This is a genomic window from Candidatus Manganitrophaceae bacterium (assembly GCA_016200325.1).
Classification (GTDB): domain Bacteria; phylum Nitrospirota; class Nitrospiria; order SBBL01; family Manganitrophaceae; genus Manganitrophus.
Genome location: JACQEZ010000020.1, coordinates 104273 through 129185 on the forward strand (window position 1 = coordinate 104273; position 24913 = coordinate 129185).

The window sequence follows — 24913 nt, forward strand, 5'->3', positions numbered from 1 at the left end:
GACATACAAAATGTATATCACCTTTTTAAATGTCTAGCGATTTGAATTAGAGTTTTAAGGAAAGTAGATACCGCACCATTTTATTCTATTTTGGGATACAATTAACTTTATATAGATATAGGAAGAGAGCATGGTAAAAGAAATCGATCGGGAACGGAGGGGCACAGAAAGGTATGGGCTTCGGACGAGGGTGACTTATGAAGCTTCTGCGGGATTGGATTTGAGAGAAAAGGTGCATGCCGGAAAAACGATCAATATCAGCAGCGGAGGGTTCTGCCTGAGAACCGATACGCCTTTAATCCAATCCCAGATTATCCGTGTGAGTATGCCAGTTCCGAGGGTGAATGCTGTTTCTCCGACATTGGCAGAGGTTTGTTGGGTTGAAGGAGCCAAAAGACAAAAAGGATATTGCGTCGGTCTCAGATTTCTCTTATAGAAAGAAAAAGGGTAGCGATGGCCAGATCGCTACCCTTTCGGTTCCTAAGTAAGGATTGAGCATCCCATAAGGAGGGGGTATCTCCGAAGAGGAAGATACAAGTCTTGTATATCATTTCAGAAGACTTGTGTCAATATCCCCTCTTCCGGAGTCAAATTGGGCGAGGGGATTTTTTATTAATTTTGGAGGTAGCGTGATCAGGGCAATCCGATATTTGGTTTTTACTTTATTAGGGCTCACCCTTATTATTAATAGCGGATGCGCAACAAAGCATAAGCCCCACTCTTCTACGGCAGACCTCCAGGAAAGCCATGAAGCAATGCTCTCTTCCACGGGAGACTTTGTTTTAGGAGCGGAGGATGTAATCGAAATTCTGGTATGGAAAAATGATGCGCTTTCACGACAAGTTTTTGTCCGGCCGGATGGAAAAATATCTCTTCCTATTATTGGAGAGTTACAAGCGGCGGGTCTTACACCGACTCAGCTGCGCGATTCAATTAAAGAGCGGTTGCAAGAATATAAAGAGACTCCTGAGGTGTCGGTTATTATTAGAGAAGTAAATAGTTATGCGGTATTTGTCCTGGGTGAGGTGGCTCATCCAGGCAAGCTTCAGCTTCGCAGTAAAACGACGCTGCTTCAAGCCCTCTCTTTAGCCGGCGGATTCACCCAATATGCCGACACAAGTGGAATTCTCCTTCTAAGAAGGTCGGGTGGGGGCGAAGAGCGAATACGAATCAGCTATAGCGACATCATTAAAGGGAAGAATACAGAGGGTAATCTCCTCCTGCAAAGAGGCGATACTATCTTGGTTCCCTAATAAACTTTCCGAACGAGGATTATAGAGGATTATAAAGGAATATGGAAGAAACAGGGCTGGATCTGAAGGAACTGCTCTTTAATTATCTTGGAATGGCGCGGCGACAGAAAGTTTGGATTATTCTGCCTCTGTTTGCAGGAATTATTATTTCCGTCGTTTTAATTTTGAAACTGCCTAAGTTTTATCGGTCGACCACTTTTATTCTCGTTGAGGGGCAAAAGGTGCCGGAGGAATATGTTAAGTCTGCAGTCTCCGGTTCAGTAGAAGGACGTCTCTCGACGATTCAACAACAAATTATGAGTCGTTCCCTCCTCGAAAAAATTATACAAAAATTGGGACTCTACTCGGATAAATCAAGGACCACCACCGAAGAGATCATCAATCAGATGAGAAGCAATATCGAGGTCAAGACGACAGTTGCAAGAAATAACAACATAGACGCCTTTTCGCTTTCATATCAAGGGAGAGATCCTGTAACGGTAATGAATGTGACAAATGAGCTTGCCTCACTTTTTATCGAAGAGAACCTGAAGATCCGTGAGCAGTTGGTTGAAGGAACCACTGAGTTTCTCGATAATGAGCTGAAAAGTTTGAAAGAAACACTCGAGCGGCAGGAGGCTCAAATCAGCGGGTTCAAGCAGGTGAATATGGGTGAGCTTCCCCAGCAGATGGAAGCGAATCTGCGGTCACTTGACCGAATGCAGTCGGACTTGATGTCAACACAACTCGCCAAACGTGCTGCGCAAGATCGGAGGATGGTTCTTGAGAAGACGCTTGAACTGACTAAACAGCGAGTTGAAGAGATGGTAAAGCGAGGGGAAATCGACCAGGAGACCCCGCTACCCTCTGGCCTCTCTCTTCCTCAAATGGAAAGAGCTCCCTCTCCGATGATGCTTAAATTAATTCAAAAGAAGTCAGACCTGGCCAACCTCCAAACCGAGTATAAGGAAAATTATCCTGACATTATCATGCTTAAGCGGGAGATTCAGGAATTGGAGGACCAAGTTGCGCAGACTGAACTGAGCGAGGCCGCTAGTCCGGGGACTGAATCAAGAGATTTGCCGACCAACAGGGCTCAGACCCGACCGCGATTGAATTTTGACGTGGATCGCTTACATATTGCAGAGCTTCAGAAGCAGATTCAGACAGTTGATGTGGAAATGGCCACGCTTAAGGATAGAGAACAAAGTCTTCAGAAACAGATCCATGTCTTCGAGAAACGAGTTGAAAACGTGCCGGCACGCGAACAGGAATTAGCTATACTAGAAAGGGATTATGAAAATACCAAGAAGAATTATCAGGCCCTTCTGGATAAAAAGCTGAATGCAAAGATCTCCGAGAATCTTGAAAAGCGACAAAAGGGAGAGCAGTTCCGGATTTTGGATCCAGCCAATCTTCCTGAAAAACCATATAAGCCGGAGCCGATGAAGATCGGATTGGCCGGGATCGGCCTTGGATTGGGAATCGGGCTGGCTTTGGCTTTCTTTAGAGAGAAACTCGACAATTCTATTAAAAGAGCGGAAGAAGTGGAACGAATTACATCTGTACGAGTCTTGGCTTCAATCCCTGATTTTGACGAGGAGCTAAAGATATTTGAAAAGTATGTCAGTCAAACAACTGCGAAGCGAGAGAAATCCCATGAGAAATCTAATGACAAAACGAATTATCCCTGAGTTTGAAGAGGAGGGACGAGAGGAACTAGTAACCCTTGCTCGTCAAATTTCTCTTTCTTCAGACCGATATCGGATGCTGTTTGCCAGGATAGATCAACTTTGCCGTACGCCGGAGAAAAAGATGATCGCCTTGACAAGCTCTGTTAAAGGGGAAGGAAAAACCACCACGTCGGCTAACTTGGCAGTCGTCTGTGCCAGGGATTTTGGAAGAAGATGTCTTATCGTGGATGGAGATTTTAAAAATCCCTCGGTTGCAAGGGCATTTGGTATCGCGCAAGAGCCGGGGTTGATTGATGTTATCGAAGGAAAACTTCAGTTGGGCAGCGCCTTGAGGAAGGGACCTATTGAGAATTTAGCGATTTTGCCGATGGGCCGGCGGGGTAAAGAGAGCAATATTTGGACAACAGAGGAAATCAAACATGTGTTGACGGAGGTTCGCGCCTGGTTTGATTACGTTTGGATCGACGCGCCGCCTATTCTTCCACTTTTCGATATGAGCCTAATCTCTGAAGCGGTGGATGGCATTGTTCTTGTTGTTCGGGCGGGAGAGGTGCCAGAGCAGGTACTTGCCCAAGCCGTTAAATCGCTCGGTTCGGCAAAGTTAATTGGAAGTGTTTTGAATCGGGCCAAGATGGAATGGCCCTCTCGGTACTATGAATACGGGTATTAATTTCATGAACTTATTGACTAAACGTGAAATCTCATTCGATGCATCTGGACTCTCTATATAGGTGGATTTAGATATGATTCGGATCTTCAACAGATATCTTCCGATACGGGACACCCTCTACTTCATTCTGGAAAATGCATTATTTCTCCTTTTTTTAATGTGGGCGACAATGAAAAGTGGAGGCTGGGAAAGCTTCATTATCGTTCCATTAGTCGTTCAGGCATCCCTTTATTATAATGAACTCCACCCTTCATTCCCTCGCTTCTCTCTAAAGGAGTTCTGGGTGAAGCATTTAAGGGCAGTTCTGCTGGCAGCCGGAATCTTGGCTGTGATCTACATGCTCACCCCAGTTGATGTTGTGTCATGGAGAAGTTTCTGGGCTCGTCTGGCGCTTTTTCCTGTTGTGCTCATTGGCCTTCGGCTCGGATATCAGACGCTGGTTGCGGCATATCGTTTAGACACCTCAGTGCTTATCATCGGTTCCGGTCCGTTGGCCAATCTCTTAATGGAGACCTTGACACATAATCGTCATCTGGGATATCGACCGCTCCACTTTAAGTGGAGTCTAGACGCACCGGATAAGCTGGGTGAAGAGTGGGAGAGACTGGGGGGGCTCCTCATTGATCATCGGGTATGGAAAGTTGTCATTGCCCTCAACGATAGAAGACGACAACTTCCGGTTGAGGCGCTCCTCAATCTTCGAGTTCAAGGGGTGGAAGTTGTAGAGGGGATCTCTTTTTACGAACAAATCTCCGGAAAGATTTTGGTTAAGCCCCTACGGCCGAGCAGCTTGATCTTTAGTGAAGGGTTTAATCGAATGAGCATTATGCGGGCGGCAAAGCGTTCCCTTGATATCCTGCTTGCTCTGGTTGGTCTAACCCTTTCGTTGCCGATCTTCTTGATTCTTGGAGTTTTAATCAAGCTTGATTCGAGGGGACCCATACTTTATCAGCAAGAGCGGGTAGGGGAAAAAGGAAAGACGTTTATGGTGATTAAATTCCGCTCAATGCGCCAAGATGCGGAGATAAAAACTGGGCCGGTCTGGGCCAGCGAAAATGATCCGCGGGTGACGCGGCTGGGAAGAATAATGAGATTACTCCGTCTTGATGAAATTCCACAGATGATTAACGTTTTGAGAGGGGAAATGAGCTTCGTTGGCCCCCGTCCAGAGCGGCCGGTTTTCGTAGAACAGCTTCGAAAGAAAATTCCTTATTATGACCTCCGGTTTACTGTAAAACCTGGACTGACAGGGTGGGCTCAAATCAAATACCAATATGGCGCGACCGAAGAAGACGCTTTAGAAAAGCTTCAATATGACCTTTATTATATCAAACACCTCTCCCCCCTCTTTGATTTAACCATCGTCATGGAGACCATTCAAGTTATTTTAGGAGGCAAAGGAGCGCGATGAAGGGGAGTAGGTATCAAAGACTTCGAGCGGAAGGACGGATAACGGATTGAGGCGACGCAATACCCGATACCTGATTTTACTCCCAAGGGAATTCAAGGGCTGGGTGCGAGAGGGTATCTCAATTTGTTTCCTCCTCATTGTTCTTCAGGAAAGTGCACAAGGATTCGTTACTTTAACACCTTCTATGGCCCTTTCGGAAAGATATACAGATAATTTTTTCTTCACCGAAATTGAGGCCAATCGCGAAGGTGATTTCACAACAACAGTAGGTCCTCAGTTGACATTGTCTGCTGAAAATAGAAACTTAAATATGTCCGCTAGGTACCAGGGAAATGCCGAGTTCAATATACGCCATCCGGAAGAGAACCGATATGGCCAAACTCTCTCAATGGACATCGTAATGCCGTCCATTTCGGAGATCAGGGGACTCGATCTACACATCACGGAGAGTGTTGCTTATGTTCCGGAGCTTCCCGCCTTCTCTTTCGGGAGGAGCGGCCCTTTACCGGTGGAAGCGAATCAGGGTATTCAGGTTGGACGAACGGATACTTTTAGAAACCGAGCAGGGGTTACCCTCGGCTATGGTTGGACCTCTCTATTCAGCACGGCACTTTCCTATTCTTACTTGACCAATCAATACCGGGGAGGAACCCTCGAGGATTATATCGTCCACCAAGGGGGGATAAACGGAGTTTATCAGGTGTCTCGGCGCATGCAATGGATAGCCTCCTATGATGCTTCCGTAACCAATTATGAGAAGGCCGATTCAGTCGCCGTTCACAATTTTCATCTCAGTGACCGTTATCAAATCAGCCCGACGTTCACAGCGAGCGTTGGGACGGGTGTTGCGGTTATTCCGGGAGGAGAGACTCAGTGGACTTTGAGTGCGGAAGTTGGGGAGACCGGTCCTTTTAGGACGCTCTCGTTTCAATATATCCGTGGGATTGGAACGGGAGGCGGGGTTACCACGACGGCCACCCTCAGCCAAAATCTAGTAGGACAGGTCATACAAACTTTAAGCAGGTCCGCCTCTGCCACACTTCGTCTGGGCTATGGTGTTAATGAAGCCCTTTCTGGGCCCGCTGTGAAGATCTCCACTCAGGAGTTCGGGGCTGGAATCCAAATAAGTTTCCTTTCTTGGCTGAGTGGAGGGGTGAATTATTCCTATTTGAACCAGCGAACGGACGGAGGGATGACCATTCAGGATGCCCACAGAAATCTAATAATGGTTAATCTAACTGCCACGGCGCTCCCGTTGAGGATCATGCAATGAAGATGGAAACGCGAAACAGGGTCAAAGAGAAAGAAGTCATGTTAAATGCACTGACAATTGATGTAGAGGATTATTATCAGGTCTCTGGTTTTGAATCTCATGTCCGGTTTGATCAATGGCCAAATTATGAGAGTCGCGTGATTGGAAATACATGGCGCCTTCTTGAAATGCTCCATTTTCATCGGGTAAAGGCTACTTTTTTTGTATTGGGTTGGATCGCGGAACGCTATCCGGAGATTGTCTTGGCCATTCAGAAAGAGGGACATGAAGTTGCGTCGCATGGCTATCAACACCGCCTTGTCTATTCAATGGGCAGAGAGGAATTTTGGGAGGATACAAAACGAGCTAAAGGGATTTTGGAAGACCTATGCGGTGTGCCTATCGTCGGCTATCGGGCGGCCAGCTATTCTATTATTGAGGAAACTCTTTGGGCTATTGATACTTTACAGGAGTTAGGATTTCAATACGACTCCAGTATTTTTCCGATTCATCATGACCGCTATGGAATCCCCAATGCATCCCGCTTTCCTTATTATCATATGCTCTCGGAGGGTCGTAAGCTTCTGGAGTTTCCATTATCAACGGTCCGGCTTCTGGGACGAAATGTTCCGGTTGCCGGAGGTGGATATTTCCGCCTGTTCCCTTACCGGTTTATTCAGTGGGGCATTCAGAGAATTAACGAGCGGGAAAACGCGCCGGCCGTTGTCTATTTGCACCCGTGGGAAATTGACCCCGGTCAGCCACGGATCAACGGAGGCCGACTTTCAAAGTTTCGGCATTATTTGAACCTCCACAAAATGGAGTCCCGTCTGAGGCAGCTTCTTCTCGACTTTCGCTTCGTCCCCTTACAGCAGCTCAAGCTGGAGATTGAACGGGATGGCCGACCTGTCGCTCCCGAAATGGAAAAGAGTATTCAACACTAAACTGTGACAGTCGTTTTCCACTGACCCCGAGGTCAGGTAAAGAGGATAAATGTGCGGTATCGCCGGAATTTGGAATTTTAAATCAAAGGCCCCCGTTAATCCGATGCTGTTGAGCCGGATGGTGGAAATGCTTCATCATCGGGGTCCGGATGACTCAGGGATATATCTCTCTGGAGATCTTGGACTGGGGCATACGAGGCTCAGTATCGTTGACCTTTCCGGTGGACATCAGCCCATGTCCAATGAGGATGGCACGATTTGGGTCGTATTTAATGGAGAAATTTATAATTATCCCGAGCTTCGATCGGCATTGATTCAAAAGGGACATACCTTTAAAACCCACTCGGACACGGAGGTCATCGTCCATGCCTATGAGGAAGCGGGAGAGAATTGTGTAAAGGGATTTAATGGTCAGTTCGCCTTCGCTCTCTGGGACGGCCGGCGCAAGGAACTTCTATTGGCGAGGGATCGGATGGGAGTTCGCCCGCTATTCTATGCCGAGCACGGCGGAGCTCTTCTCTTCGGTTCCGAAATCAAAGCGCTTTTTGAAGGGTCGACTCTTCCGAGAGAAATTGACCCGTTTGCAATCGATCAGATCTTTACATTTTGGTCTCCCATTCCGCCGAGAACCGGGTTTCTCGGTATTAACGAACTGCCCCCCGGCCATACAATGACAATAACCGAGCGGGGAATACGGTTCAATCGTTATTGGAAATTGGAATTCCCCTCTTGTGAAGCAAAGTTTCAGGCGCGCTCTTCCAATCCCGACAAATGGTATATGGAGCAGCTGATGGGCCTCCTTGACGATGCCGTTCAGATCCGTCTGCGTGCCGATGTTCCGGTAGGGGCATATCTCAGTGGGGGGCTTGATTCCTCGATCATTACGGCCCTTTGTCGCCGACGAATTCACGAGCGATTAAAGACGTTCTCAATCGGCTTCGAGGCCCAGGAGTTTGATGAGACTACTTTCCAATCAACGATGGTTCGCCATCTCGGCACTGAACACCATGCGTTTCTTTGTCGAAGTGAAGAGATTGGGCGGTCTTTTCCCGATGCCATCTGGCATACGGAGCGACCGGTCATTCGGATGGCTCCAGTACCGATGATGCTCCTTGCGCGCGGCGTGAGACAGGAAGGAATTAAAGTTGTATTAACAGGGGAAGGGGCGGATGAAGTTCTCGCCGGGTATGATATCTTTAAAGAAGCGAAGGTGCGGCGGTTCTGGGCGCAGGCGCCCCATTCAAAATGGAGACCGCTTTTGCTGCGGCGTCTCTATCCCTATCTGTCCGGAATGCAGGGTCAAGCCGCCTCATATTTAAATTCTTTTTTCGGGCAAGGGCTTGAAAAGACGGACGATCCATTCTATTCCCACCGACCCCGCTGGCAGGTAGCCGGACCCTTAAAGTCTCTCTATGGAGAGACCATGCGGGAGCGGCTCAAAGAATATGATCCAGTCGCTGAATTGCGCGAGCAGCTTCCTTCGGAGTTTGAGAAGTGGCATCCCCTCTCTCAGGCTCAGTACTTAGAGTCGTCCTATCTTCTTCCGGGATATATTCTTTCTTCTCAGGGAGATCGAATGGCAATGGCCCACTCGGTAGAGGGCCGTTTCCCCTTCTTAGATCACCGTGTGATTGAATTTGCCGCCACGATCCCGCCTCATCTGAAGCTGCGGCGTTTGAGAGAGAAGCATATTTTGAGAGAGGGAGCCCGAGATCTTCTGCCCGAGAGCATCGTTGATCGGGTGAAGCAGCCATACCGTGCACCGGACCATGCCTCGCTCTTCCCGGGAGGAAAAGCACTCGATTATGTAGAGGAGTCGCTCTCGCCGGACGTACTGACGGAGGCCGGTATTTTTACATCTCGACCGATCCAAACACTCCTCTCCAAGTGCCGTCGGCAGGAGACGCTTGGGATGCGGGATAGCATGGCACTGGTCGGATCACTCTCGGTGCAGCTCTTACATCAGCAGTTTGTGAGAAAAAAGACGGAGTATATAAAGCCGGCCCCCCTTATGGGCAATATCCATTCAATTTAAGAGAAATTTATAGGCGAGTTTATCAATCCTATTTAAGGGAGAGCTGTCTTGGCAGAACAATTGATCGATCAGGCATTACGCCATTTTATTATTGAAAATTTTCTCTATGGAGAAAAAACGGCGGTACTGAAGGATGATGATTCCTTATCGGAAAAAGGGATTGTCGATTCGACAGGCGTTTTAGAGCTGATTTCTTACGTTGAAACGGAATTTGAGATTGCTGTGAACGATGAAGAGATTGTTCCGGAGAATTTTGACTCCATCGCAAACCTGACCCGTTATGTCCAAAAGAAGCGGAGTGGAGATCCTCATGCAGCTTGAAGAATTTCTAGAGCAGTCGGCCCTCCGCCTGCCGCAGAAGGTAGCGCTTGTCTCTGAAGGCAAACGGTATACCTATGCGGATCTGGACCAACTCAGCAACAGGCTGGCACAGGTCCTAATGATGGAAGGGGTACGGCGCGGCGACCGTGTCGCTATTTTTCTGGAAAATTCGGCCGAGGCCGTGATTTCGATCTTTGCAGTTCTGAAGATGGGTGGTGTTTTTCTGGTAATTAACCCGAGCACGAAGGCAGATAAGCTTGCCTATATTTTAAACGACTGTAGGGCCGTTGCAATCATTTCGCACACCAAAATGGAACCGGTTGTTTCTGCCATTGAGAGTCAGGTCAATTCTCTCTCTTTCACTATATTGATCGGATCTGAAAGGTCTGAGACACCGACTTCCCATATAAAACGATTAGATTGGGGAAAAATATTAACCGCATTAACCGGAATAGCTGATCAACGCCCGATTAAGAACGCCATTAATATCGATCTTGCAACGATTATATACACCTCCGGCTCGACAGGATTTCCAAAAGGGGTCATGATGACCCACCTCAACATGATTACTGCCGCGACGTCAATTACACAATATCTGGAAAATACCGCTGATGACATTATCCTCAGTGTTCTTCCACTTTCTTTCGACTATGGATTGTATCAGGTTTTGATGGCGTTTAAAATCGGAGCGACGGTGATATTAGAAAAATCATTTGCCTATCCTATCGTCATCCTCGAAAAGCTCTCTGAGGAAAGGGTAACCGGATTTCCGATTGTTCCAACCATGGTGGCGATTCTTCTACAAATGAAGGGATTGACTCCAGGACGTTTCCCGAAGCTGCGCTATATGACGAATACTGCCGCCGCGCTTCCTCCTGCGCATATCAGAAGGCTCCGTGAGCTCTTTCCAACAACCCGGATTTATTCAATGTATGGTCTGACGGAGTGTAAACGGGTGGCTTATCTTCATCCCGATCAGCTGGACAAACGGCCGACCTCCGTTGGGAAGGCGATTCCCAATACGGAGGTTTATATTGTGAATGACCGCGGAGAACGGGTGGCGCCGGGAGAAATCGGTGAGCTTGTGATTCGGGGGGCGCATGTTATGAAGGGATACTGGGAGCGTCCGGAAGATACCGACCGTGCTTTAAAACCAGGGCCGCTCCCGGGCGAAAAGGTTCTCTATTCGGGCGATCTGTTCAAGACAGATGAGGAAGGATATCTTTATTTTATCGGACGTAAAGACGATATCATCAAAACGCGTGGAGAGAAAGTAAGCCCTAAAGAAATCGAGGCGGTTGTTTACAGTCTGCCGCAAGTCGCCGAAGTCGCCATCATCGGCGTTGAGGACCCGGTTTTGGGTCAGGCGATTAAGGCGGTGATTGTATTGTCAAAGGACGCTGTTGTGACGGAGCAGGATATATTACGCCACTGTAGGGCGAATCTTGAAGATTTCATGATACCCAAATTCATTGAGTTTAGAGAGGCGCTGCTGCCTAAAACCGGAACCGGAAAGATTAGTAAGCGAGAACTGAGCATTGCCAAAGGAAAAGGGGAATGAGACGTTATTATGATCGGGCGCAAAAGCGCATAGAGTGTATAACTTTAAGCCTCAATTCGTATTGGTAATTTTAGATCAGATCTTTGTTTTTTATAAGGATATAGCCCATGTTATATCAGACGATAAAAACATCTAATAAAGTTAAATCTACCCTCATCAATTTCCAATATTTTTCTCATTTAATCCGGCGTTCCCGCAATAATATTTTATATGGTGGCTGGCTAGGCCATCAGAACTTTGGGGATGAGGCCGTTTTCTCCGGAATACAATCTCTTTTTTGGGAACATCGTACCATTTTTAATTCGGACGGTGTAGATCGGCTTCTGCTCTCGGACCACGTTAAGGAATATTGTTTTTCAGACTTCATGATCGGGGGAGGGACGCTTATCAACCGGAGCAAGTGGCGGTTCTTGGGAAATCTCCAGAATGCCGTCCGGCGGAACAAAGAGATCCTGGTATTTGGGACGGGTGTGGCAAACCCGGATTTTTGGATGGGGCGCCGAGATGTGTGGCAGGACAGTTCCGAGTTCTGGAAGGGAATTCTAAAAGATGCTTCATTCGTCGGGGTTCGGGGCCCTTCGTCCCAGGAAATCCTGTCCAGTTGGGGGATTCCCGACGTTAAAGTTATTGGTGATCCTGTATTAGTCTATGGAATCGAGCACCCTTCAACAGAAGAGCCTCAGAAAAGGCTTGGTCTTAATTGTGGGGTGACGAGAAATGTATTGTGGGGAAAGAGCGACGAAAATGTGATCGTCTTCTTTTCAGATCTCTGCAAATATTTTAGGGAAAAGGGATGGGAAATATCCTTTTTCAGCGTTTTCCCGGAAGATACCCGGTTCATCCGAGAGGTGATTCGACGGTATAACCCAGACGAACCCATTGAGGTATTCGAGGCTTATCTTCATTCCACTGAGGATGCATTGAAATACTTCGAAAAAGTCGATGTCTTCCTCGGCGAGAAATTACATTCTTGTGTCGCTGCGGCTTGTACCTACACCCCTTTTGTTACACTCGAATATCGGCCGAAATGTCTCGATTTTGCAAAAAGCGTGGGAATGGAAGCGTGGTGTATGAGAACGGATCAGCTTAATCTAATGGATTCGGTGTCAAAGGTGGAAGAAATTTATAACCATTGCCGGACCTATCGAAGCCATCTCTACTCGGTCGTTGCCAAATATAAGAAGAAGCTCTGGGAAAGTACCATTAAAATCCTCTCTTCAAAAATTATACTCCTTATCACCCCGCTTTTGGACGCAGAAGCAAGCTCTGCACTGCTTGATTTACTTATAGATCAGGAAGCGATTTTGAAGCTCACTTCCATGATATCCATGTAATAACTATCCATGATGGAGCGTAAAGGAATGTCGCTTTCATTCTCATCAGAGGTCCTAAAAATTGATCCGCTCAAAGAGGCGCAGCAGATCGAAGCAGGTGTTCGGGAATTGGTCTTTAAGCGTCTTCGCCGGAAAGGGATTGTGGTCGGTCTTTCGGGTGGAATCGACAGCAGTGTTGTGGCGACCCTCGCTGTTCGGGCCCTGGGAAAGGATCGCGTTTTGGGTCTTTTTATGCCGGAGAGCGACTCTTCCGACGACAGCTTACGATTGGGGCAGGCGGTCGCTGATTCGCTTGGAATCAAAACTGTATTGGAGGATATCGCTCCCATTCTGAAAGCATCCGGCTGTTATACTCGTCGAGACGAGGCGATTCGGAGCGTCCTTCCAGAATACGGCCCGGAATACAAGTGCAAAATCGTTCTCCCCAACGTGTTAGAGGGAGGGAGTTACGCCCTTTTCTCCGTTGTGGTTGAGTCTCCCGCGGGTGCTCAAACCAAGGCCAGGCTGACGGCGGAGGCTTATTTAGGAATCGTCGCTGCTACGAACTTTAAGCAGCGGACTCGTAAAATGATCGAATATTACCATGCTGACCGACTCCAATATGCCGTGGCGGGAACCCCTAATCGCCTGGAGTATGACCAAGGATTTTTCGTTAAGAATGGAGATGGCGCTGCCGATTTGAAACCGATTGCCCATCTCTATAAAACACAAGTTTATCAGTTGGCCGCCCATCTCGGTGTTCACGAAGAAATTCAGAAACGCCCTCCTACGACCGATACTTATTCATTACAGCAATCTCAGGAGGAATTTTATTTCTCACTTCCTTACGACAAAATGGATCTTTGCTTGTATGGGAAAAACCGTGGCATCCCCTGTGAAGCCGTGGCGCCCGCTGTCGGGCTAAAAACGGAGCAGGTCGAGCGTGTCTATCGAGACATTGACTCCAAACGAAGCGCGACGCGATATCTTCACCTGAAACCCCTTCTGATAGAAGGAGTTGATGAGGTTTCTTCTTAAATCGGCAATCGTAATGATGCGATCCACTGGGGAATCTATTCTGAACACTCGAGTAAGAAACTACTGGCAGATCAATCGGCCGGCATTGACCTCGGGCCTGATTTTGACCGCTGCATTTTTCTTTTGTTATGCCGGCGTGCTCAAATTCATGATCAGCCAGTGGTGGAACAATGACATGTATTCATATGGCTTTTTAATCCCTGTAATCAGTCTCTATTTGATCTGGGCTCGCTGGGAGCGGTTAAAATGTATTGAGGTTGCCTCGGATTTCTGGGGTGGAATCACGGTTCTGGGTGCCGGCTTCTTACTGCTGATTTTAGGCCATGCAGCAAAAGTTCTCCTCATTCAGGAACTTTCATTAATCGTTACATTAACTGGAGGAGTTCTCCTGGTTCTCGGAAGGAGATATCTAAAGGTTTTATTATTCCCGATCTCTTATCTCCTATTCATGGTTCCTATTTGGGACTTCATTACCGATCGGCTTCATTTCCCCTTTCAACTTTTCTCATCAACGATCGGGTTAACGTTAATGCAGGCCGTCGGACTTCCGGCATACCGGCAAGGGGTCTTTATAGAATTGCCGAATGTGACCTTAGAAGTAGCGAAAGCGTGCAGTGGAGTAAATTACCTGATTGCTGTAATCGCGGTTGGAATTCCGATTGCCTATCTCTCTCTAAAAGGATGGATCAGAAGGACCGTTTTGGTTGGAATGGCCGTGTCGATCGCCATCCTGGCGAATGGTATCCGTGTGGCGCTCATTGGAACTCTCTCATACTATGGGTTAAGCGGAGAGGGGGATATCCATGGTCCATTGCATATCCTGCAAGGAATGTTTGTTTCAGTGATCGGTTATGCAGCGATCTTCGGAGGGGTTTGGGCTTTGTCTCCAATTCCACCGTCTGGTACACATCGAGAGGGTGGGCAGGACTCAGGAGAGGTTTTTCAACCTGCGTCGGACAGACCGGTCGTTTCGGCTGTGGTTATTTCGCTTGCTTTCGCATTGCTCCTCGCCGGGAGCTATGTTCATTTTTACCGTCCGGCGGGAGTGCCTCTCAAGAAAGAGCTCAAGTTTTTCCCCTATGAAATTGGAGAATGGAGGGGGAGAGATGCGGAGCCAAGTCCGGGTTTTCTCAACCAGCTTGAAGCGAAACAGACCCTTTCGCGAGTCTATCGCAATGTATCAGGGGAAGAGGTTCATCTTTACATTGGATATTTTGATATAGAAGATCAAGGAAAGAAACTGATTAGTTACAAAACGGATCGGCTTTTCCAAGGCATGTCGGAGGTGGAGGTCAATGCGGGTCACGAGATCATCCATGTTAATAAGCAAATTCTTCAAGAGGCAGATCGCCGCAAGCTTGTTTTATTTTGGTATGACCTCAACGGCAAAGTGGTGACAGATCGATACCGTGCCAAGCTCTATACAATGTGGGATACGCTGATTCACCGGCGGAGCAATGGGGCGATCGTTCTTCTTTCAATAAATCTTCCTTTCACCGATGATATGGACCACACTCCTGCGATAAACCAGTTGGGTTCAGAAATTTATCCGGAATTGACTCACTATTTTCCAAAGGATTAAGAAATGAATCATGTTCCGAATCAGATTTCCCTTCCCGAAGGCTGGGAGGCGGAAATTTATCGAGATTGGAATTTTCCTGCTGAAGTCATCGAGAGGTGGAAGACGCTCGCGGAGCGCCAGGGAGATATGGGGCTCTTCGTCGGCGCCGGCTGGTTCGAGAGTTGGTCAAAGGCTTTCGGCTCAAAAGAAAAACTGCTGATTATGATTTTAAAAAAAGAGGGTGAGACGAAGGCCATTTTTCCCTGTTGTATTGATTCGTCTTCAGAAGAGAGCCCGAAGCGAATTGGATCTCTAACGAATGATCACACCTGCTATTACGATTTCATTATTGAGGCGGAAACTCGGGAAGAAGCGTTGGCTCATTTTATGGGAGTATTGCGGCGGCTCACCTCCCACGAAGTATTTTTCGAATATATACCCTCCTCCGGAGAAAATGTGAATTCATTCCTCCGGTTGTTGCGTCATCATTGGACACCCTTTCATATATACTCAGGTCCCTGGGCCCCGTGGCTGGAACTATCAGGCGATTGGGAACGGTTTTCCAGCGCGCTGCCGGGACGTTTGAGAAACACACTCAAACGATGCCGAAAAAAAGCCGAGGAAAAGGGGAAGCTTCAGTTTGAAGTGATCCGAGAGAGTCAGCAATTAGATGACATCTTGGATGTTTTGTTTGAAATTGAATCTCGAAGCTGGAAGGGAAAAGGCGGGACTGCAATGAAATCGGATCCGGAGGCGGAGCGTTTTTATCGAGAGCTTGCTCATTGGGCAATGACAGAGGGGTGCTTATTTCTGTTTCTCCTCAAGCTCGATGGCGTTCCGATCGCCGGCAGCTTTTGTCTCTCTTCTGGCAAGACCGTATTTTTGTTGAAGCCAGGATACGACGACTCCTTCAGTGCTCTTTCACCCGGGAGTCTTCTCCAGGCGGAGGTCTTAAAGTATCTTTTTATGCTGCCGGAGATTTCGGTCTACAATTTCCTCGGTGCCTGCGATCGCTGGAAGACGGAGTGGACATCGACGGCGGGAAACGTAGGTTCACTCAAGGTCTATCCTAGGTCATTAAACGGATGGGGTCGCTATGTTTTGAAATATGGATGGAAGGATCTCCTGAAGCGATCTCCCGCCTTTCGTCGAGCGAAAAATAATATCGATTCGAAAGAATTGTCGTCATGAATACAAGAATGAAGGTTACCGAATTGACATCACAAAAAGAGCCGACAAAGTCGAGTGGCTATTCCGGATATCCTTATTCTCATCTTCCATTCCTTCGCTGTAAGATAGACGGAGGCAAATTCCAGGTCGGTAAGGTATCCGATGGATCACCCCGCTTTATCCGAGAAGGCTCACTGCTTTGTTGCACCTGCGATCGGTCGTATCCGATCGTAGATGGGATCGTTTGTATGTTGGATCAGAAGGAGCTGGACGCCGAAGGGGTCCATGAGCTCCAAATGAGAGACGAGTATAGCGCGGCCCCGCCGGAATTCGAAACCTCCCCCTGGGAGGAGTATTGGGATCAATTGGAAACTGCTCCAACGTTGGCGACATTGAATCTCACCGAAGACTCGGCCTTGCTGGAGTTCGCCTGCGGCACGGGGCGATACACAACCAAACTCGTTGGTCGGTGTCGCACATTCGTCGCAGTCGATTTTTCAATGGGGTCGCTCCGTGCGTTGGCTGCAACACTCCCTTCTGACACCGAAATCGGTTTGGTGCAAGCGGATATCACGCGGCTTGTTCTATCGCCGCAAAGCTTTGATCGGGTCTTGTCGACGACCTGTCTCGATAACCGTGAACAGAGAATGGCAATGCATCGCCTTGCCGCCGATGCACTCGCCGAAAAAGGCCGGTACGTTTACAGCATCGAGTTTTATAATTTGCGAATCCGATTACTCGGACTGCCGCGGGCCCAAAGATACACGCCGGGGGGGATGCTTTTTTGCAATCTGGACAAGAATGAAGTAATCCGGGAAACGGCTCCCTTCTTTGAGCACCTGAAGGTCCGACCGATTCAGGTGGCCATTCCGCTGGCGAGGTTCCTGACATACAAATGGCGGGTGATTGTCGCAAGAGTTTTTGAGAAACTCCCTTTCACACGCGATCTCGGAACCCTTCTCCTTATCTCCGCCGAAAAACCGATACGGCCGATTGAAGAGGGACAATATTCGCCCGGAAACAAGTTTGCCAAGGCGATATACCGCTGGTACTATAAGGTTGATCCGGGAACGGAGTCGAAGGAAGTGCAAGCGGAAAGACAGGCGAAATAATGAATGACCTCTCCATTTCCATCGTAATCCCGACTTATAACCGCGCCGGACTCGTTCCTCGGGCCATCGCCAGCGCGCTTGCTGCGTCGGGGCCGGACGATGAGATTATTGTTGTGGATGACGGTTCCACCGATCAAACAGAGGAGGCGATCGCCCCCTTTATAAAAAAGATTCGATATCTCAAATTATTGAACGGCGGTGCCGGCCGAGCCCGGAATATCGGTATTCGGGAATCAAAAAAGCCGTTGGTTGCTTTCCTCGATTCGGATGATGAATGGATGCCGGATAAGCTCCAACTGCAACGCGGGTTAATGGCATCCCGTCCCGACCTCTTATTTTGCTTCAGCGACTTTGCGGTTCGGTATCGCTCCGGTGAGGAGCATCGTCGGTATCTGATTAATTGGCATCAAGATCTCCGCAGCTGGAATGATATCCTCGGCTCCGGCATCGCTTTTTCGTCCTTCTCTCCGCTGCCGTCAGGCCGAGCCGATTTCTCCGTCCATATGGGAGACCTCTTTCCTTCTCAAATGGCGGCGCTCTATGTTTTCACCAGCACGCTTCTGGTCCGACGTGAAGCGGCAGGGGGAGCGCTACGCTTCGCGGAGGACATCCACATCTACGAAGATTGGGAATGTTATGGACGACTTGCCCAGGCCGGCCTTGCCGCTTATCTTGATTGTGAGACGACCTGGAATCACGGGCATGAGGGGCCTCGTCTAACGGATGCCCATGCGTTTGACAGCGCCACCGCCCGTATAAAGGTGCTCGAACGGGTCTGGGGAAGCGATCAGGCGTTTCTTGAAAAACAGGGCGATCGCTATCGAGAGATATTGGCAACGCAGCGCGTTATCCGGGCAAAAGAACTGCTTTGCATGGGAAGAACCCGAGAGGCCGGAACGGAGCTCCAGCTGGTCGAAAATGCCCCGCTTTCCTGCCGCCTATTGGCCTCCCTTCCGGGGCCGCTGGTTCAAAGCCTTCTCAGCATGCGGCAGTCCTTTCGCGCAAAGCCGGCAGGATAACATGAATCGGTCTTATCAAATAACCGTTGTTGAATCACTTGAAAAAATGGCGGAGTTAGGGGGCGCCTGGAACGCGCTTCTAAATGAGTCGCGATCGAATACGGTCTTTCTGTCGTGGGAATGGTTATATACATGGTCGGAGTGTTTTCTGAAATCGGACCGGCGTCTTTTCGTCCTTCTTATTTATAAAGAAGAGGAGCTCGTCGGTATTGCGCCCTGGTGTATTCGCCATATCCGATCTTATGGTTTTTCCATGAGGAAGATTGAGTTTTTGGGGATCCCCGAGACCGGGTCCGATTATCTTGATGTTTTTGCAAAGCGGGGGAAGGAAAAGGAGGTCGCCGAACAGATCTATCACTTTCTCCATAATTCGACCTCTTTTTGGGACAGCTTGGCCCTTCATGACCTTGCTTCCGATTCACTCTTTCTTCTTCACTTCATGAATCAGGTGGAAAAAGATGGAAAATATGGCGAGCTTCGCCATGGTCCCTACTGCCCGTCCATCGCGCTTCCTCAAACGATTGATGCCTTCAAATCTCGGCTTTCTCGGAATCGAAGAGAGCAGTTTTCAAGGCATCTTCGCCTTTTGCGGAAGACCGGCGAGGTAACTCACCGTGTCGATCTTTCCGGAGAGGTTGCACCCGTACTGAAAGATTTCTCCCGGATGTACGAGCAGAGATGGGGGGCTGCCGACGGCTTGTTTCATTTTTTGGACAAGTTGATGATACGGAGCGAAGAGAAAAACTGGCTTCAGCTCGATTCCCTTAATGTGGGGGGTAGGAATATTGCCGGGCTACTCCACCTCCGGTATGGGAAAACGCTGTCGATGTATTTAATGGGGGTGGATCATTCTTTCGACAAAAGTATCAGCATCGGGAATATCTTGGTCGGCCTTTCGATAGAGAAGGCCATTGCAGAGGGATTTAGCAAATACGACTTTCTAAGGGGGGACGAAGAGTATAAATTCCATTGGTCCAATGATGGAAAACGGGCGGTCCACCTTTACTGTTACGGAAAAAGGGCGGCTCCATTGATCTCGATGACCGGCCAATTTATAAAATCAATCGCTAAAGTCTTGATGAGATAATTTGATGGCTGTGTGTTTATTCCAACCTAAAGATCAACCTCGCTGGGACGAGTTTGTGAAGCACTCTCCGGAGGCGACCCTCTACCATCAAATCGGCTGGAAAGAGGTGATCGAAAAGAGCTTCGGCCAGCGGGGGTATTATTGGCTCGCGGAGGATCCGACTGGAAAAATAATAGGGATTCTTCCGGTGGTCCATCTGAAGAGCCTTCTCTTTGGCAGCTTTATGGTGTCGCTCCCTTATTTTAATTACGGCGGGGTTTGCGCCCAGGAGGACGGCACCTGCATGGAATTGATGGATGCGGCGATAGAGGAAGCGAAGAGAGCAGGGGCAGCGCACATTGAATTCCGACATCAGATGCCGATCGAAACCGACCTTCCGGTAAAAACGGCGAAGGTGTCGATGCGGCTCGAGCTGCCGGCCAGTGCCGATGTGCTCTTTCAATCATTTGATGCGAAGCTTCGAAGCCAGATTCGAAGGCCGACCAAAGAGGGGATGGAGGCGACGATCGGCGGGGTGGAAGCGCTTGATTCATTCTACGATGTTTTTTCCAAGAACATGCGAGATCTTGGAACCCCTGTCTATTCCAAATCGTTTTTCAAAAATATTATGGACGTATTTCCGGGAATCAGCTGGATCTGCACCGTTTATAAAGAGGGTGTTCCGGTCGCTTCCGGTTTTTTGCTGGGGTTCAAAGAGACGCTCGAAATTCCGTGGGCCTCTTCCCTCTCAGAATACAATCGGTTTAGTCCGAACATGCTCCTTTACTGGACCGTCCTCAAGTTTGCGTGTGAAAGAGGATTTAAAACCTTCGACTTCGGTCGGTCGACGGAGGGGGAAGGGACCTATCGATTTAAGGCGCAGTGGGGGGCGAAGCCGGTGCCACTTTACTGGCACTATTGGATTGGGAAGGAAGGAAAGCTTCCGGAGCTCAATCCGAAAAATCCGAAATACAGTGCGGCAATCAACCTCTGGAAGAAGCTCCCGGTCGGTTTGACCAAGATGATCGGTCCATTGATTGTGAGGAATCTTCCATGAAGGTGCGTCGGACCATTCCTCCCGCGGCGGCGCCGCTTTCTTGGAGCGACCTTTGGTATGGATTGATCGGCTCCTTTTTTCAGGATAAGGCGATCGCTCGGTTTGAGGAAGAGATCAAAACATACTTTGGTGTAAGGTATGTTTTCCCGGTTTCCTCCGGAAAGGCCGCGCTGGCTTTGATTCTCCAAGCCCTCCGATCGCTCTCTTCAAGAAGGGAAGTGATTATTCCGGCCTATACCTGTTATTCCGTTCCTTCGGCTGTCAGAAAGGCCGGGCTGAAGGTGATGCTATGCGATATTGATCCAAAGACCTTTGATTTTAATCACCGGTTTCTAGAGCAGGCCATCACGGAAGAGACCCTCTGTGTTGTTCCGAGTCACCTTTTCGGTATTCCATCCGCGACAGATGAAATCAACCGGCTGGCCCGGCAGAAGGGGGCCTATGTCATCGAAGATGCGGCCCAGGCGATGGGCGGCTCCGACCGAGGACGGAAGCTTGGGACCATCGGGGATGCCGGCTTCTTCAGCCTTGGACGAGGGAAGAACATTACCTGTGGATCGGGGGGGCTGATCCTGACGAATTCAGAGCCGATCGCCGAGGCGATTTCCGCCTATTACGCTACTGTTGAAACGCCGGGACTCGTTGAGACGTGGAAAGAGTTTTTGGAAGTGGCAATCATGGTTTTTTTTATCCATCCGGCCTTGTACTGGTTTCCGGCAGGATTGCCGTTTTTGAAGCTGGGTCAAACTTTTTATCATGAAACGTTCCCGATCAAAAAGATGTCTGGGATGAAAGCAGGCCTGTTGCGAGGATGGAGAGCACGCCTGGAAGAGTCAAATCGAAAGCGGTTTGCGACGGGTGCCGATTTTCGTGCGCGGCTTCCTTTATCGAACGTTCCGACCTCGGCTGCTCCTTACCTTCGTTTTCCGGTTTTGGTCGACGATCGAGAGATGCGGGACCGCATCTTTGCCGTGTCTCAGGAGCGGGGGTTGGGGGTCAGCCTCATGTATCCGACGCCGATTCATGAGATCAGTCAAATCTGCGATGCTTTCGAACACGCCGCTTTTCCGGGCGCGACGGAGATTACGGACCGGTTATTGACCTTTCCAACCCATCCATTGATCTCGGAAAAAGATAAGGATGCGATCATCGCCCTTTTTGATAAGACACCTTGTAACGAAGATCGATCCTCTGCCGACAGGGGAAAGGTCACGGTCGGTTGCTGAATCTTCGCGGAGACGCTTGTTAAATGAAATTGATCGTTACCATCGATACGGAAGAAGATAATTGGGGAAATTACATCCCGAAAGGCTATTCGCTCGGAAACATCTCCCAAATCCCGGCGGTCCAGGATCTGTTCGACGAATTCGACATTCTTCCGACCTATCTGATCACCTACTCCGTCGCAACCGATCCGAGCTCGTCCTCTATTTTGCGCAGGATTCTCGATCGAGGCCGATGTGAAATCGGCATGCATTGTCATCCTTGGCACACGCCGCCGCTGGAGGAGAAGAGCAGCGAGGAGAACAGCATGCTCTGCAATCTTCCGGGCGATCTGCAATTCAGAAAGATCGAGCGCTTGCATGAAGCGATTGTTAAAAGTTTCGATATCGCTCCTCTTTCCTTTCGGGCGGGGCGATGGGGACATAGCAAAGACGTGGCGGCCGCCCTTAGTAAACTGGGATGTAAAGTGGACAGCTCCATTCTTTCTCTGGTCGATTGGACCCGTTTTTATGGACCCAATTTTTCTAACGCTTTCCCGGATCCTTATTGGTTTAATCCTGAAGAAATTTTTAGGCCCGATGCGGCGGGGAAATTACTTGAGGTTCCTGCAACCGTCGGTTTTACACAGACGAATTTTCAATTCTCGAATGACCTCTTCAACTTTCTTCAACGGGATCCGTTTCATCGGCTTCGTTTGATTGGTCTACTAGATAAACTCGGTCTGCTGAATAAAATATGGTTGTCTCCCGAGCAGGCGAGGGGGGATGAAATGATCGCTTTGGCGAAAACATTTCTGAAAAAAAAGGCACCTTTGATTAATTTATATTTTCATTCACCGACGCTCCAGCCGGGATTGACCTCGTATGTCCAGACCGAAGGAGACAAGCAAGCGTTCATCGAAAAGTTAAGGATGTTTTTCTCATTTACTAAAGAAGCCGGGATTGAATCGATCCGACTCTCCGATGCCGTCTCCGTGGTGCCGTCATGTTAGAAGTCCTCTTTTGGTCCTCAATCCTATTCGTTTTTTATGCCTATGCAGGCTACCCTTTGCTGCTAAAAGCCTTCTCTTCGGTGAGGAGCCATTCCGTTCGAAAGGGACCGATCGCTCCGAACGTCTCCTTTATCATCACCGCATATAACGAAGAAAAGCGGATCGAGGCAAAGCTTAAGAACACCTTAGAGCAGATCTATCCAAAGGAGAAACTGGAAATCATCGTTGCCTCCGACTGTTCTTCCGATAAGACGGATCAAATCGTTTTATCTCATCAAATGAGCGGTGTCCGGCTGGTCAGGGCTCCGGAAAGAAAGGGCAAAGAGAATGCCCAGAGATATGCGGTGGAGAGAGCGTCCGGAGAGATTCTCATTTTCTCGGATGTCGCCACGATCTTGGAGCCGGATGGGGTGAGGAATATCGTTGAGAATTTCAATGATGAGACGGTCGGATGTGTCAGCAGCGTCGATCGTTTTATCGACTCGGACGGGAAAATCAGCGGAGAGGGGGCTTATGTCAAATATGAGATGCTCCTCCGAAGTCTTGAATCGCGGTTCAATTCAGTGGTCGGCTTAAGCGGCTCGTTCTTTGCTGCACGAAGAGAAGTCTGCCGGGAGTGGGCCGTCGATCTTCAGAGCGACTTTAATACCTTGATTAATTCGATTAAAATCGGCCTGAGGGGTGTTTCGGACCCGGAAAGCATTGGATATTATAAAAATATTGCCGATGAGAAAAAAGAATTCGAGAGAAAAGTAAGGACCGTATTGAGAGGGATCTCTGTTTTCATGAACAGCCGTGCGCTTCTCAACCCTTTTCGGTACGGTTTCTTTTCCTGGCAGTTATTCAGCCACAAGCTCTGTCGGTGGCTGGTTCCCTTCGCCATGATCGGCGCCTTTTTGAGCAATATTCTTTTGATTGCCGGCTCGGTTTTTTATTTCTATCTTTTTTTGTTTCAGATTTTTTTCTATGCCGTCGCATTCGGAGGAATAGGATCTGACCTCTCCTCCAGGAAGTATTTTTTTAAAATCCCCTCATTTTTGGTTTTGGTGAATCTTTCTATTCTAAAAGCCTGGTACTGGTATGTAAAAGGAGAGCGGGTCATGCTTTGGGAGCCGTCTAAGAGATAACTTTATCGGTTGATGTAAGAGATGACCTCGTTATAAAGAATATGAAGAGAATGAAAAGTTATATTAAGTCAAAAGTCCGTGAGACAATGTCGTGGGGATATTTTCTCTCCAAGCAGTTTTTACCTCGTCTCCAGGGAAAGGTCTTAATCCTGGCCTATCATCGGGTATTGTCGGAGAAAGAATTAAAGAAAGATTTTGTCCAACCCGGAATGTATGTTCGAAACGACATTTTTGAAAAACAGATGCAGTTCTTACGAGATTATTTCGAGGTTATTCCATTCGCCGAGCTTCTTCAGCTTTGGAATAAGAACCTTCTCGATCATAAAAAGCGTTATTGTGTTATCACTTTTGATGATGGCTGGCTGGACAACTATACCTATGCCTATCCTATATTGAAGAGATATCATCTTCCTGCAACCATTTTCCTGCCGACTAATTTTATTGGGACGAACGAGTGGTTTTGGCCCGATCGGGTCGGCTATCTCTTAAATAGGTGTATAGAAACGGCGGAGAAAGAGCTGTTGGCCTCTTGGTGGGCCAAGTATCCTAGCATCAAAAGTGAAATAGGAGATAATGAGAAAATCGACTCTTTTATAGAGGCCTATAAACAGCTTCCTGAAGAAGAAATTAAAGTTCTGATAGAAGAGATGGAGCGGGCTTTGGGCATTTCATCTCCTCTCGATCGTTTAGTAATAAATTGGGAAGAGGTTGAAGAGATGTCTCTCTCTAGGATATCATTTGGTTCTCATTCTGCTACGCATAAGATTTTGACAAAGCTTTCTCGAGAAGAGATTCAGACGGAGCTGGAAGTCTCCTACAAGGCACTTCAAAGGGAGAAAATCAACATTCTTCCAGTCTTTTGTTATCCAAATGGGGGCGTTAATCATACTGTTTCTGAGCAAGTCAGAAAAGCAGGGTACCAGGCTGCGGTCACGACACGATTTGGTTTTGAAGCTGAATCACCTACGAATCTCTTTGAATTAAAGAGAATCGGAGTCCACCACGATATTAGTGCAACTGTCCCTCTTTTTTCATGGCATCTCTCCGGAATGAACCATCTTTTAAGCCAATAAGTTGTCTGGAAGAGCGCTTCTTTATTGAGTTTGGATGAAGGA

The 24913-nt window shown here is 48.3% G+C and carries 22 protein-coding genes; all 22 read left to right on the plus strand.

The features are described from left to right. Positions 1-130 precede the first annotated feature (130 nt). The 22 genes from HY282_17615 to HY282_17720 all read left to right on the plus strand — a co-directional run bounded on the left by HY282_17615 (position 131) and on the right by HY282_17720 (position 24871). Positions 131-436, plus strand: coding sequence for a PilZ domain-containing protein (locus HY282_17615; GenBank protein MBI3805570.1), 306 nt, complete (start codon positions 131-133; stop codon positions 434-436). Between the two features lie 193 nt (positions 437-629). Continuing rightward, complete coding sequence (locus HY282_17620; GenBank protein MBI3805571.1) at positions 630-1253, plus strand: polysaccharide biosynthesis/export family protein; 624 nt, start codon at positions 630-632, stop codon at positions 1251-1253. 41 nt (positions 1254-1294) lie between these two features. Then, positions 1295-2926, plus strand: a complete 1632-nt coding sequence (locus HY282_17625; protein ID MBI3805572.1) for a hypothetical protein — start codon at positions 1295-1297, stop codon at positions 2924-2926. Continuing rightward, the gene (locus HY282_17630) at positions 2904-3596 is read left to right on the plus strand and encodes a CpsD/CapB family tyrosine-protein kinase (GenBank protein MBI3805573.1); all 693 of its coding nucleotides are present in this window, start codon (positions 2904-2906) and stop codon (positions 3594-3596) included. The genes HY282_17625 and HY282_17630 overlap by 23 nt, the downstream gene beginning before the upstream one ends. A 73-nt stretch (positions 3597-3669) precedes the next feature. Next, positions 3670-5007 (plus strand): TIGR03013 family PEP-CTERM/XrtA system glycosyltransferase, encoded by a 1338-nt coding sequence (locus tag HY282_17635; protein ID MBI3805574.1) that lies wholly within the window; start codon positions 3670-3672, stop codon positions 5005-5007. 46 nt (positions 5008-5053) lie between these two features. Beyond that, positions 5054-6280: a hypothetical protein gene (locus HY282_17640; protein MBI3805575.1), complete on the plus strand. Its 1227-nt coding sequence runs from the start codon at positions 5054-5056 to the stop codon at positions 6278-6280. A 38-nt stretch (positions 6281-6318) separates the two neighbouring features. Beyond that, entirely contained in the window at positions 6319-7203 is an 885-nt protein-coding gene (locus tag HY282_17645; protein ID MBI3805576.1) for a DUF3473 domain-containing protein, read from the plus strand. Between the two features lie 49 nt (positions 7204-7252). After that, positions 7253-9238 carry an asparagine synthase (glutamine-hydrolyzing) gene (gene asnB, locus HY282_17650; protein ID MBI3805577.1) on the plus strand — a complete coding sequence of 662 codons (1986 nt, stop codon included), beginning with the start codon at positions 7253-7255 and terminating at the stop codon, positions 9236-9238. Between the two features lie 48 nt (positions 9239-9286). Next, the gene (locus tag HY282_17655) at positions 9287-9559 is read left to right on the plus strand and encodes an acyl carrier protein (protein ID MBI3805578.1); all 273 of its coding nucleotides are present in this window, start codon (positions 9287-9289) and stop codon (positions 9557-9559) included. After that, complete coding sequence (locus tag HY282_17660; GenBank protein MBI3805579.1) at positions 9549-11120, plus strand: AMP-binding protein; 1572 nt, start codon at positions 9549-9551, stop codon at positions 11118-11120. The genes HY282_17655 and HY282_17660 overlap by 11 nt, the downstream gene beginning before the upstream one ends. Positions 11121-11227: 107 nt before the next feature. Next, positions 11228-12454, plus strand: coding sequence for a polysaccharide pyruvyl transferase family protein (locus HY282_17665; protein ID MBI3805580.1), 1227 nt, complete (start codon positions 11228-11230; stop codon positions 12452-12454). 9 nt (positions 12455-12463) lie between these two features. Next, complete coding sequence (gene nadE, locus HY282_17670) at positions 12464-13471, plus strand: NAD(+) synthase (protein MBI3805581.1); 1008 nt, start codon at positions 12464-12466, stop codon at positions 13469-13471. Then, positions 13455-15053, plus strand: a complete 1599-nt coding sequence (gene xrtW, locus HY282_17675) for an exosortase W (protein MBI3805582.1) — start codon at positions 13455-13457, stop codon at positions 15051-15053. The genes nadE and xrtW overlap by 17 nt, the downstream gene beginning before the upstream one ends. 3 nt (positions 15054-15056) lie before the next feature. Beyond that, complete coding sequence (locus HY282_17680; protein MBI3805583.1) at positions 15057-16223, plus strand: GNAT family N-acetyltransferase; 1167 nt, start codon at positions 15057-15059, stop codon at positions 16221-16223. A 227-nt stretch (positions 16224-16450) separates the two neighbouring features. Next, entirely contained in the window at positions 16451-17314 is an 864-nt protein-coding gene (locus tag HY282_17685) for a class I SAM-dependent methyltransferase (protein MBI3805584.1), read from the plus strand. Then, positions 17314-18333, plus strand: coding sequence for a glycosyltransferase family 2 protein (locus HY282_17690; GenBank protein MBI3805585.1), 1020 nt, complete (start codon positions 17314-17316; stop codon positions 18331-18333). Before HY282_17685 ends, HY282_17690 begins: the two co-directional genes overlap by 1 nt. Before the next feature lies 1 nt (position 18334). Further along, the gene (locus HY282_17695) at positions 18335-19420 is read left to right on the plus strand and encodes a GNAT family N-acetyltransferase (protein ID MBI3805586.1); all 1086 of its coding nucleotides are present in this window, start codon (positions 18335-18337) and stop codon (positions 19418-19420) included. 4 nt (positions 19421-19424) lie between these two features. Next, on the plus strand, positions 19425-20456 hold the full coding sequence (locus HY282_17700; protein MBI3805587.1) for a FemAB family PEP-CTERM system-associated protein: 1032 nt from the start codon (positions 19425-19427) through the stop codon (positions 20454-20456). Then, positions 20453-21682 (plus strand): DegT/DnrJ/EryC1/StrS family aminotransferase, encoded by a 1230-nt coding sequence (locus HY282_17705; GenBank protein MBI3805588.1) that lies wholly within the window; start codon positions 20453-20455, stop codon positions 21680-21682. The genes HY282_17700 and HY282_17705 overlap by 4 nt, the downstream gene beginning before the upstream one ends. A 23-nt stretch (positions 21683-21705) precedes the next feature. After that, the gene (locus HY282_17710; protein ID MBI3805589.1) at positions 21706-22671 is read left to right on the plus strand and encodes a polysaccharide deacetylase family protein; all 966 of its coding nucleotides are present in this window, start codon (positions 21706-21708) and stop codon (positions 22669-22671) included. After that, complete coding sequence (locus tag HY282_17715) at positions 22665-23798, plus strand: glycosyltransferase family 2 protein (protein ID MBI3805590.1); 1134 nt, start codon at positions 22665-22667, stop codon at positions 23796-23798. The genes HY282_17710 and HY282_17715 overlap by 7 nt, the downstream gene beginning before the upstream one ends. Positions 23799-23848: 50 nt before the next feature. Further along, a complete protein-coding gene (locus HY282_17720; GenBank protein MBI3805591.1) occupies positions 23849-24871 on the plus strand; it encodes a polysaccharide deacetylase family protein in 1023 nt (340 codons plus the stop codon). Positions 24872-24913: the final 42 nt, after the last annotated feature.